We start from the raw sequence: 10,770 nt of genomic DNA on the forward strand, positions 1-10,770 counted from the left end.
CTGGGTACCTCCGAGGAACCCCCGGGGACGGGGGCACCCCGGGACCGAACACCCCGGCGCCCGGCCGTCCCGGAGGCCGGCCGGGCGCCGGAGCGCCGATGACTTGACGGACCCTACGAGAGCAGGCCGTTGTAGTCGGGGAGCTTGAACGTCCGGTCGGCGTGGCCACCCTCCAGGTCGGTGGTGTTGTTGCCGACGTTGGCGATGATCGTGTAGCCCTCCGCCTCGACCGCGGCGCGCTGGGCGGTCTTGAAGTCCTGCACCGGCTGGAACAGGTCGTCGAGGTCGCGGCCGTGCAGGCCGTCCACCGGGTACCCGGCGCGCTGGAGGGCACAGCGGGTCAGCGACTCGATGAAGTCCGGACGCGCGGTGATGAAGACGACCGCGACGCCGCGCGCGTGCGCGTAGGTCGCGAGCTCCAGCGAGGCGCCGATGGCGGGCTGACTGAAGGGGTGGAAGTGCGTCTGGAGCGTCGTGTTGTCGATGTCGAACACGATCGCCGGGCGGACGGCCGCGCCGGCGCCCGAGGTGCGCTGCTCTATGTAGGCGCGGGCCGGGGCGAGGGCCGCCCGGACGTCGGCCAGCCACTGGCTCTCGGTCACACCCGCTGCGGAGAGCGGCGCCGCGGCCGGAGCCTGGACCGTCGCCTGGGCGACGGCGGGTGCCGAGTGGGCGGGGGCGGCGGCGGCCGCCGGGCCGGCCAGGCCCGCGAGGAGTGCGCCGGCCAGAACAACGGGGGCGGCTGCTCTGCCGACCAGTTTCATACCTGCCACCGGGGAGCCTTTCTGTCATGGTGTCGGATTCCGCGAGGTGACGAACACGACGCGGCCATGGCAAATCTTGCACACCGTTAGGCCCGGCAACAGGACTCTTGCTTACCGACAGGTAACAATCTTCTGTGCATCCGGCGAGTGAACGCCCCGAACACCGCGCGGGAGCCGGCCGGGTGCGCCGGTGGCGGCCCGGTCAGCCGAGCAGCCGAAGCCGCGTCGCAGCGACGCCCAGCCGGATGCTCTGGCCCCAGGTGAGCTCCAGCGCGTCCGTCTCGATGCCGTCGCCGAAGGCGACCAGGCGGTCCGACTCGACCGTCAGCACCAGCTGCCGGCCGGCGTCCAGCACCCCGTGCACCCGGCTGGTGCCGGTCACGGGGGAGGGCCACGCCTCGCGGACGAACCAGGCGAGCGCGGGTGCTGCCGCCTCGGGGAGGGCGAGCGGTCCGCCGCGCTCCAGCCAGGCGGACCGGCACCAGCCGGTGGCACCCGTCCCGGTGCCGACCAGCACCCCGGAGGAGGCCTGCGGCTCGCCGGAGGCCTGCGGCGCGGCGGAGCCCCGCGATGCGGCGGAGCCCTGCAGCCCCGCAGAGCCCTGCAGCCCGGCGGAGCCCCGTGGCCCGGGCAAGCCCCGCGGTGCGGACGATTCCGCGGAAAGCGGGGGCGCGTCCGCGGAGGCGCCCCCGGCCCCGGTCACCGTCAGCCGGTACCGCGCCGTCTGGTGCCCGGGCTGCCCGACGTACACCTCGTTGAGCGCCAGCAGCCGCTGGGTGTCGTCGGCGACCGCCTCGACCATGGTGCGCTCCTCCAGGTGCCGGGAGCCGCTGCGGGCGACGGCGGCCGGGAGGAGGGCGGGCAGCGCGTCGGCGCGGTGGCGGACCAGGACGCCGGGGTTGCGGCCCGGGTCGGCGTCGACGCCGATGACCGGCTGGCCGTCGAGGTACTTGGCGACGTTCGCGACCAGGCCGTCCTGGCCGACCACGACGACCACGTCCTCCGGTTCGAACAGGAACCGGGGGAGGTCGGCCCGCTCGACCCGGGTGCGCCGCCAGTCGAGCGGGACGGCGGCCGCCGCTCGGGCGAGCGCCTCGGCCTGCCGGTGGTGGCGGTGCTCGACCTCGGCGACGGAGCGGCCGCGGGAGTCGAGGAAGAACGCGGCCTGCCCGGGGGTGCCGTGGTGGGCGAGCAACTCCTCGTACTCGGTGCGGCGGTGGACCAGGACGACCCGGGGCGCGAGCGTCACCGCTCACCCGCCGGGCCGGCGAGCTTCGCGAGCAGCCCGCTGAGCAGGTCCGGGGTGAGGGTGACGCTGTCGATCCGCGGCAGGTGCTCGGCCAGCCGCATCAGGGCGAGCGCCCGCAGCACGGCCGGGTCGGCCTGCTGGTGGGCGGCGAGCCAGGCGGCCTCGGCGGCGGCCTTGGCCTCGCCGAGCGCGCGGGCGGCCTCGGCCTCGGCGGTGGCGAGCCGGGTGCGGCGCCCGGCCTCGGCGTCGGCGCGGACCTTGTCGGCGACCGCCTCGTCCTCGGCCTGGAGACGCGCGTTGGCGCCCTGCTGGGTGATCAGCTGCTTCTCCCGCCGGGCCAGTTTGATCCGGTTGGCGAGTTCGTTCTCGGCGATGCCGCGCTCGTGCTCGACGGCGACGGCCCGCCGTTCGAAGGTGGCCCGGTCGGCCTCTTGCTGGACCAGTTCGCGGGCGGGGGTGCGCAGGGCCCGCTCGACCTCGGGCTCGGGGCGCAGCGCCACGACGCGGACGGCGATCACGGCGAGCCCGGTCTCGGTGATCCGCGGTTCGGAGGCGAGTCCGGCGGCCATCCGGTCGCGGACGGTGCTGACGCCGTCGACCAGTGCGGCGGCGAGCGGGGTGCGGGCGAGCAGGCCCAGCGCGTGCTGCTGGGCGGTCTCGGTGAGCAGGGTGGCGATCTGGTCGAGCGGCGCGGCGCGCCAGGCGCCGGTGTCGGGGTCGATGCCGAAGTCGACGCGGGCGGCCGCGGTGGCGGGTTCGGTGATCCGGTACGTCAGCGTGGCCTGCACGGTGACGTCCTGGAAGTCGGAGGTGCGGGCGTGGAAGAGCATCGCCAGTTCGCGGTCGTCCACCGGCACCTCGGAGAGGGCGGCGGTGAGCGGGCGGAACCAGAAGGCGAGGCCGGTGCCGTCGTGGGCGACCTTGCCCCGGTCGAGGTGGCGGATGTGGGCGGTGGGAACGGCGCGCAGGTGGCGCAGTCCGAAGCGCCGGGTGATGTCGGCCATGAGCGGGACCCCCTTTTCGTCAGTGCGACGATATGGCGCGCGCGGCAATCTCGTCAAGATGACGAAAAGGGGTTTCCGGTCCGGTGCCGGGCGCCGTGGGAGGATCGGCGGGTGCTGAGGATGCGAACGAACACACGGCGGAAGCGGCACCGGGTGGCGGGCCGCGCCTCGGCGGCCCTCACGGCGGCCCTCGCGCTGATCGCCCTCGCCGCCGCGCCGCCCGCCCGCGCGGCCGACGGTGCCGGCCAGGCGTTCACCATCACCGACCCGCGGATCACCGAGTCCAGCGGCCTCGCCGCCAGCCTCGCCCACCCCGGCGTCTACTGGACGCACAACGACAGCGACGACGGCCCGTACGTCTACGCCGTCGACTCGCAGGGCCGCACCGTCGCCACCGTCACCCTGCGCGGCATCGAGCCGCGCGACGTCGAGGCGATCTCACTCGGCCCCGACGGGCGGCTGTACGTCGGGGACCTCGGCGACAACCTCGGCGGCAAGTGGTCCGAGGTGTGGATCTACTCGTTCGCGGAGCCCGCCGAGCTGCGCGACCAGTCCGTGGACGTGATCCGCTACCGGGTCCGCTACGAGGACGGGCCCCGCGACGCCGAGGCGCTGATGGTCCACCCGATCACCGGCCGGGCGTACATCGCCAGCAAGAAGCAGGGCGGGGGCGGCCTCTACGAGGGGCCGGAGAAGCTCTCCACCGCCGGCATCAACACCTTCCGTCGGATCGGCGACGTCCCGTGGGTCACCGACGGCGCCTTCTCGCCGGACGGTACCCGACTCGTCCTGCGCGGCTACCTCTCCGCCGGGCTGTACCGCTGGAAGGACGGCGCGCCCACCGAACTCGGCCCGCTCGCCGCGCCGCTGCAGCGCCAGGGCGAGTCGGTGACCTTCACGGCGGACGGCCGGTCGGTGCTCTGCGGCACCGAGGGCAAGGACAGCCCGGTCTGGCGGGAGCCGCTGGACGACGGCCAACTCCCGGACACGGTCAAGCCGCTGCCGTCCGCCCCGCCGTCGGGCGGGGCCGAGGCGCCCCCCGGCCGGGCCTCCGGCGCCTCGCCCTCGGCGGGTTCCGCGGCCGCCTCCTCCGGCTCCGCGGACGGTCCGTCGGACAGCGCCGTCGGCGTGGTGGCCGTCCTCGCGGTGGTGGGCGCGGTGCTCGGGCTGCGGAAGAAGCGCCGGTCGGACTGACGTGCGCTCATCAATCCGCCCGGGCGGCCCGAACGGGCGTGGGCGAACGATCCTTGCCGGTACGCGGGGTTGCGGCGAAGGCGTGCCCGACCGGCCGGAATGAGGCGAATCTGTCGCAGACTTGTGACATTGCTTGGCCAACACCCGCCCCACGGGCGGTTTTCGTGGACGTAGTGTTCCGGCTATGTCACGGAAGAGCCGCCGCATCGCCCCCCCGGATCAGGGCGACACCTGGATCCCGCGTCCCCGGCGCCGCGAGACGCCACTCGGCCTGCTGGGCCACGCGGTGAAGTTCCTCGGCTACAGCACGCTGGCCGGCGTCCTGCTGGCGGGGGTGGCCCTGCCGGCGGCGGGCGCACTCGGACTGTCCGCCAAGAGCACGGCGGACAGCTTCGACAGCATTCCCGACGATTTCAAGACCCCGCCGCTGAGCCAGGCCTCCCAGATCTTCGACGCCCAGGGCGTGCTGATCGCCAAGGTCTACGAGCGCGACCGCACGGTCATACCCGCCGACCAGATGTCGCCCCTGATACGCCAGGCCCAGGTGGACATCGAGGACGCGCGCTTCTACGAGCACGGCGCGGTCGACCTCAAGGGTGTGCTCCGGGCCGTCACCAAGAACGCCGAGAGCGGTACGGCCGTCCAGGGCGCCTCGACGCTGACCCAGCAGTACGTGAAGAACGTCAACGTCGAGAAGGCCGGCGACGACCAGGCCGCCGTCCGCGAGGCGCAGCGCAAGACGATCGGCCGCAAGATCCAGGAACTCAAGTACGCCATCAAGCTCGAAGAGGAGCTGACGAAGGACCAGATCCTCTCCAACTACCTGAACATCACCTTCTACGGCCACCAGGCCTACGGCATCCAGGCCGCCTCCCAGCGGTACTTCAGCAAGGACGCCAAGGACCTGACCCTCCCCGAGGCGGCCACGCTCGCCGGCCTGGTGCAGAACCCGTCCCAGTACGACCCCAAGACGCACCCGGTCGCCGCCCAGAAGCGGCGCGACACCGTCATCGACAAGATGGTGGAGAACAAGCACCTCACGGCGGCCCAGGCCAAGGAGGCGAAGGCGACCCCGCTCGGCCTGCGCTACAAGGAGCCGCAGAACGGCTGCATCACCGCCAACGCGGGCATGGGCTTCTTCTGCGACTACGTGCGCCACGTGGTCAAGCAGGACCCGGTGTTCGGCAAGACCGCCGCCGAGCGGAAGAAGCTGTGGGACCAGGGCGGTCTCAACATCTACACCACGCTGGACCCGCAGAAGCAGGCCGCCGCGCAGGCCGCGGTGACCAAGAAGGTGTTCGTCTCCGACCCGGTCTCGGCGGCGATGACGATGGTCGAGCCGGGCACCGGCAAGATCCTGGCGATGGCCCAGACCCGCCCGTACGGCCTGGACCCGGCCAAGAACGAGACCGTCGTCAACTACAACGTGGACGCGGCGATGGGCGGCGGCAACGGCTTCCAGCCGGGCTCCAACTTCAAGCCGATCGTGGCCGCCGCCGCGCTGGAGGCCGGGCTCCCGCCCACCCAGCAGTACCCGTCGCCGAACCGGATGGACTGGCCGACGATGTCCACCTGCTCGGGCAACTGGAAGAACCTGCAGAAGGGCCGGAAGGAGGGCTCCGTCCCCAACGAGTCGGCCAGTGAGGTCGGCCCGTACCAGCTGAAGGAGGCCATGGCGCGGTCGGTCAACACCTACTTCGTGCAGATGGAGCAGGAGATCGGCCTCTGCCCGGTCAAGCAGATGGCCAACAAGCTGGGCATCGCGGCCAAGGCCAGCGGCGACCCGCTCCAGGAGCTGCCCGCGCTGGGCCTCGGCACCCAGGAGGTCAGCCCGCTGGTCATGGCGAACGTGTACGCCACCTTCGCCGCCCGGGGCACTCACTGCACGCCGGTCGCGATCAACAAGATCACCACTGTGGACGGCCGGGACGTGCCCGTCACCCCGGTCAAGTGCGGCCAGGCGATCTCCGAGAACACCGCCGACGTGATCAACACCGTGCTGCTCGGGGTGACCGAGAAGGGCACCGCACGGGACCTGGGGCTGGACGACGGCCGCCAGATCGCCGGCAAGACCGGTACCGCCGACGAGAAGAAGGCCGCCTGGTTCAGCGGTTACACCCCCTCGCTGGCCGCCTCGGTCTGGCTCGGCGGGCCGTCCAAGGGCGTGCCGATGAAGGACATCCGGATCGGCGGCAAGTACCAGGAGGAGGTCTTCGGCGCCACCGGCCCGGGACCGATCTGGGAGATGGCGATGAACCAGGCGGTCAAGGGGATGCCGGAGGAGACCTTCCAGACCGTCTACATCCCGGACCCGCCGCCCAAGAAGGACCCGAGCGCGAGCCCGGGCGGCTCCGGTCCGAGCGGCACCGTCGATCCGGGCGGCAGCCGGCCCGAGACCGCGCCGGGCCGGCCCGGCGGCGGCCGGACGCCCGCACCCGGGCGTCCGCGCAGCGCCCCGCCGACCGACCAGGCCGACGACAACTGACGCCCGCCCGCTGACGACCGTGCCCCGGACCACCCGCTCTCGCGGTCCGGGGCACGGTCGTCAGGCGCGCTCAGCGGCTGTTCAGTTGACGCCCTTGGCGGCCCAGAAGTCCTGCCGGGCCAGGATCGTGGTGTCGGTCTGGTCGGTGAAGAAGCCGTCCACGCCCAGCTCGTAGAGGTACCTGGCCCAGCCGATGGCGTCGCCGTACGCGTTGGGGTCGGTGCCGCGGCGGTAGTCCAGCGGCAGGAAGCCGTTCTCGTTGCGCACGGTGTACGGGTGCAGCAGCAGGTTGGCCGCGTGCGCGTCGCGCACCAGCGTGGTCGGCGGCAGGAGCTTGCCGCTCGCGTCGACCGGCGCGATCAGCTGCGTGGTCGGGCCGATGCCGTGCGCGAACGAGGCTATCCAGCGCAGCCCCTCCGGCGTCACCAGGTCGGCCACCGTCCGCTTGTCGCCGGAGAGCACGAAGTCGTACGGCTGGCTGGTCGGGCCGCTGAGCAGCTGGATCCGCGGGTTGTCGACCAGCTTCGCCAGCCGCTGGAGGCTGCTCGGCTCGAAGGACTGCAGGATCGCCCGCCCGCGCCTGCCCGCCAGGCCGGTGCGGCGCAACTCGTCCGCGAGGCGCTCCTCCAGCGGCAGGCCGATCGAGCGGAAGTAGCTCGGGTGCTTGGTCTCCGGGTAGAGCCAGACGTCGCGGCCCAGCTCGCGCCCGCGCTTGCGCGCGAAGTCGGCCAGCTCGCGGAAGGTGAGGATCTGCCAGCGGCCGTCGTACAGCGTGTTGCGCTGGCGCTGCTGCGGCAGGCGCTCCTTGGCCCGCAGTGTTTTCAGCTCGGCGAGCGTGAAGTCCTCGGTGAACCAGCCGGTGAGCGGCGCACCGTCGATGGTCTTGGTGGTCTTGCGGCCCGCGAACTCGGGGTGGTCGGCGACGTCGGTGGTCTCGGCGATGTTGTTCTCGTGCCGGATCACCAGGTGGCCGTCCTTGGTGGGCACCAGGTCCGGCTCGATGACGTCCGCGCCCAGCTCCAGCGCCAGCTCGTAGGAACCCAGGGTCTCCTCCGGGCGGTAGCCGGGGGCACCGCGGTGGCCGATGACCAGCGGGTGCGGCAGCCGGTCCAGACCGGTTCCGGTGCGCACCGGCGCGCGGGTCCCGGCCGGTGCGGCGGCGGCCGCCCGCTCCTCGGAGGCCTCGGGCTGGTCCTCGCCGGGCGCTGCGAACGCCTCCCCGGCGCCGGCGGCCAGCGCGGCCGCGCCCAGGCCGGCGACGCCGGTCGCGCGCAGGAACCGGCGGCGGGAGGAGTCGGCGCCCTGCACGGGTGCTGCCGGGGTGCTGCCGTCGAGCGGACGGTGTGTCATGGGTGCTCCTTGCCCGCGCGGATGGCGCGGCGGTGGTGGCCGGGATGGTGGCGGCCGCGGTGGTGCCGGTCGCGGTGGTGCTCGTCGCCCGCAGACTAGGAGCAGCGGCCCGCGGCCGGGTGGCCGACGGGCGAACTGCGGATAAATTCGCGTCGTTCCTCCGCGCGCCACCGGGTTCCGCGGCCGTGTGCCGCCGGGTTCGTGCGGGTGCGTGCGTGCGTGAGTGCGTGCGGGTGCGGCGGCCGTCGGAGCGCCGGTGCCCGTACGGCCTCCCGGCGTCCGGCGCGCCGCCCGCGCGGTCGGCCTGCGCGGAGCGGGCCGGCGTGGGAGCACCGCCGGGTTCCGCGGACCGGTGACCGGGGGGCCGGCGCTCCCTATGCTGTGGGCCATGCGCAACGGGGGAGCGGGGCAGGGGGGTTCGCGGGTGGCGATCGCGGGGCTGGTGGTGGTCGTCGGTGTGACGATCGCGGCCGTCGTGCTCGGCAGCACGGGGCAGAAGCCGGTCGGCCCGGTCGGGCTGTGGACGAGCGGTTCGGCGGTGCTGGTCCTGGAGGAGGGCGGCCGGCTGGGCGCCTCCTCCCTGCCGGCCGCGCTCTGCGGAGGGGAGACGCCCGTGCCGGGCTCCGGGGCGGGCCTGCGGCCGGCCGCGGGGACGTGGCAGGAGTACCGCAGGAATTCCCACTACGGCGTCGAGGTGTCGGTCGAGGGCCGGGCACAGCCGTGTGTCCTGGACCTGAGCGCCTTCACGGTCCAGGGGACTCCGAGGCTGAAGTTGTACGGGGCGAACGAGCTCCTGTTCAGCCGGGGCTGACCTCGTCCGGGGCCCGTCCGTCCCGCCGTTCCCGAGGTGCCCGCGGCCTCCCCCGGGCCGGGCCGGCGGCCGCCCCGGGGTGGGCCCGGTCCGCCGCCTCCCGGGGCGCGCCCGGTCCGCGGCCGGGTCAGAGCCCGGCCAGCAGCTTCCGGCCCTCCGGCCAGTCCCCGAGGCCGGACGCGGAGTTGAGGTGCCCGTGCGGGCCGGTCTCGACGTACTGCGCGCCCCACGCCTCGGCGAAGCCCCGGCCGCGCTCCGGGGTGACCCAGGGGTCGTCCGGGCTGTTGACCACCACGGCCGGGAACGGGAACGGCTCCAGGGCCACCGGCCGGAACCCGAACAGCTCGGGGACGTCGGCGTTGTCGATGTCGGCGGGCGCGACCAGCAGCGCGCCCCGCACGACGGCGGTCCGCTCGGCCGGCGCCGAGGCCACCCAGCGGGCCACCGTGGCGCAGCCGAGGCTGTGCGCGACCAGGACCACCGGACCGTCGGCCGCCGCCGCGGCGACCGCTGCGTCCACGGTGGCCACCCAGGCCTCCGGCTCCGGGTGGTCCCAGTCCTCCTGCTGGACGCGCCGGAACGCTGCCGGGTCGGCCTCCTCCCAGCGGGTCTGCCAGTGCTCGGGGCCCGAGCTCTCGTAGCCGGGCAGGACGAGGTAGGTGACGCGGTCCGCCATGGGTGCGGACTCCCTTCGGATAGGCGGTGACCTGGGCACCTGGAGTTTAGGGCTCAGCTCGACAAGGGGGCGCGCGTGGTGGTGCAGTAGCGCGCGCGGTCGGGCCCGGCGCGCGCGGGCGCTCGTGCGCTGCTGCGCGCCCGGTGTGCCCTGTTGCGTCGGCACTGCCGGGTGCGGGAGGTTGTTCCCCGGCCCGCACCGGTCGCCACCGAGGCTGGCCCGCACCATGTCTGACGGTCGATCATGTGAAGGGATGTCGGCGATGACATCGAAGATCCTGCTCGTCACCGGTGACGCCGCGGAGTCGCTGGAGGTGTTCTACCCCTATCAGCGGCTGCGCGAGGAGGGCTACCAGGTCGACATCGCGGCACCGGCCAAGAAGCGCCTCCAGTTCGTGGTCCACGACTTCGTGGACGGCTTCGACACCTACACCGAGAAGCCCGGCTACACCTGGCCCGCCGACCTCGCCCTCGCGGACGTCGACCCGGCCGAGTACGTCGCGCTGGTGATCCCCGGCGGTCGCGCGCCGGAGTACCTGCGGAACAACCCGGACGTGCAGCGGATCGTCCGGCACTTCTTCGAGGCCGACAAGCCGGTCGCGCAGATCTGCCACGGCCCGCTCGTCAGCGCCGCGGCCGGGGTGCTCTCCGGCCGGCGCAGCGCCGCCTACCCGGCGCTGGCGCCGGACGTGGCCGCCTCCGGCGCGGAGTTCGTGGACGGTGAGGCGGTCGTCGACGGTGTGGTCGTCTCGGCCCGCGCCTGGCCCGACCACCCGGCGTGGCTCCGGGCGTTCGTCGAGGTGCTGCGGGTGAAGGCCCCGCTCTCCTGAGCCGACCCGGCGTGCCCCGGCCCTGCCCGGCCCTGCCCGGCGTGACCGGGCATGACCGGGTCCGGCGTGCCCCAGCCTGCCTGACCGGGTCTGTCTGATCCGGCCGGGCCGGTTGCGTCGGTGTGCCTTCCGTACCTTCCGTACCCCGCTCCCCGCCCTGCGGGAGCGGGGCACGGCGTTCGCGGCACCCCGGGGGTTCTCGGGGGGGTCTCAGGGTCGTGTTCGACCTGAGGGGGAGGGAACCGACGGAAAAAGATGAGACCTGGGTCTGAGGCGTTCCGGACCTGGGGCCGACGACTGCTTCGTGTCCAACTGCCAGAGTGTCAGCTGTCAGGAGCAGGGCGGCAGTTGTGGGGACTCCGCCCGTTCCGAACGCGGGAGGGGTGGCGGCATGACGGGATCGGCACA

9 protein-coding genes are annotated in these 10,770 nt (G+C 73.7%); 4 read left to right on the forward strand and 5 right to left on the reverse strand.

The genetic code is table 11. From position 1 onward, the window contains the following. Positions 1 to 113: 113 nt before the first annotated feature. The 3 genes from C2142_RS35475 to C2142_RS35485 form a co-directional block, all read right to left on the reverse strand. Positions 114 to 764: an HAD family acid phosphatase gene (locus C2142_RS35475; protein WP_148647227.1), complete on the reverse strand. Its 651-nt coding sequence runs from the start codon at positions 762 to 764 to the stop codon at positions 114 to 116. Between the two features lie 202 nt (positions 765 to 966). Next, the gene (locus C2142_RS35480) at positions 967 to 2,013 is read right to left on the reverse strand and encodes a hypothetical protein (RefSeq protein WP_148646945.1); all 1,047 of its coding nucleotides are present in this window, start codon (positions 2,011 to 2,013) and stop codon (positions 967 to 969) included. Beyond that, complete coding sequence (locus C2142_RS35485) at positions 2,010 to 3,017, reverse strand: SPFH domain-containing protein (protein ID WP_148646946.1); 1,008 nt, start codon at positions 3,015 to 3,017, stop codon at positions 2,010 to 2,012. The genes C2142_RS35480 and C2142_RS35485 overlap by 4 nt, the downstream gene beginning before the upstream one ends. 120 nt (positions 3,018 to 3,137) lie before the next feature. Here C2142_RS35485 and C2142_RS35490 point away from each other — a divergent pair, with 120 nt between their 5' ends. Together C2142_RS35490 and C2142_RS35495 are read left to right on the forward strand one after the other, a co-directional pair. Then, entirely contained in the window at positions 3,138 to 4,211 is a 1,074-nt protein-coding gene (locus C2142_RS35490; RefSeq protein ID WP_148646947.1) for a hypothetical protein, read from the forward strand. 184 nt (positions 4,212 to 4,395) lie between these two features. Beyond that, positions 4,396 to 6,696: a transglycosylase domain-containing protein gene (locus C2142_RS35495; protein ID WP_148646948.1), complete on the forward strand. Its 2,301-nt coding sequence runs from the start codon at positions 4,396 to 4,398 to the stop codon at positions 6,694 to 6,696. Between the two features lie 81 nt (positions 6,697 to 6,777). Here the strand turns inward: C2142_RS35495 and C2142_RS35500 are convergent, their stop codons facing one another. Then, positions 6,778 to 8,046 carry a glycerophosphodiester phosphodiesterase gene (locus C2142_RS35500; protein ID WP_148646949.1) on the reverse strand — a complete coding sequence of 423 codons (1,269 nt, stop codon included), beginning with the start codon at positions 8,044 to 8,046 and terminating at the stop codon, positions 6,778 to 6,780. Positions 8,047 to 8,434: 388 nt separating this feature from the next. Between C2142_RS35500 and C2142_RS35505 the strand changes: the two genes are divergently transcribed. Beyond that, complete coding sequence (locus C2142_RS35505; protein ID WP_148646950.1) at positions 8,435 to 8,857, forward strand: hypothetical protein; 423 nt, start codon at positions 8,435 to 8,437, stop codon at positions 8,855 to 8,857. Between the two features lie 127 nt (positions 8,858 to 8,984). On the opposite strand, the gene C2142_RS35510 is transcribed toward C2142_RS35505, so the two are convergent. Further along, entirely contained in the window at positions 8,985 to 9,533 is a 549-nt protein-coding gene (locus C2142_RS35510; protein WP_148646951.1) for an alpha/beta fold hydrolase, read from the reverse strand. Between the two features lie 262 nt (positions 9,534 to 9,795). On the opposite strand from C2142_RS35510, the gene C2142_RS35515 reads away from it, so the two are divergent. Then, a complete protein-coding gene (locus tag C2142_RS35515) occupies positions 9,796 to 10,362 on the forward strand; it encodes a DJ-1/PfpI family protein (protein WP_148646952.1) in 567 nt (188 codons plus the stop codon). Positions 10,363 to 10,770 lie beyond the last annotated feature (408 nt).

The sequence above is a fragment of the Streptomyces sp. CB01881 genome, from assembly GCF_002953255.1.
GTDB lineage: Bacteria > Actinomycetota > Actinomycetes > Streptomycetales > Streptomycetaceae > Kitasatospora.

Excerpts from the sequence above, each read along its gene's own strand:
- C2142_RS35475 (WP_148647227.1), bottom strand. The coding sequence starts at position 764 with ATGAAACTGGTCGGCAGAGCAGCCGCCCCCGTTGTTCTGGCCGGCGCA.
- C2142_RS35485 (WP_148646946.1), bottom strand. The coding sequence starts at position 3,017 with ATGGCCGACATCACCCGGCGCTTCGGACTGCGCCACCTGCGCGCCGTT.
- C2142_RS35490 (WP_148646947.1), top strand. The coding sequence starts at position 3,138 with ATGCGAACGAACACACGGCGGAAGCGGCACCGGGTGGCGGGCCGCGCC.
- C2142_RS35495 (WP_148646948.1), top strand. The coding sequence starts at position 4,396 with ATGTCACGGAAGAGCCGCCGCATCGCCCCCCCGGATCAGGGCGACACC.
- C2142_RS35500 (WP_148646949.1), bottom strand. The coding sequence starts at position 8,046 with ATGACACACCGTCCGCTCGACGGCAGCACCCCGGCAGCACCCGTGCAG.
- C2142_RS35505 (WP_148646950.1), top strand. The coding sequence starts at position 8,435 with ATGCGCAACGGGGGAGCGGGGCAGGGGGGTTCGCGGGTGGCGATCGCG.
- C2142_RS35510 (WP_148646951.1), bottom strand. The coding sequence starts at position 9,533 with ATGGCGGACCGCGTCACCTACCTCGTCCTGCCCGGCTACGAGAGCTCG.
- C2142_RS35515 (WP_148646952.1), top strand. The coding sequence starts at position 9,796 with ATGACATCGAAGATCCTGCTCGTCACCGGTGACGCCGCGGAGTCGCTG.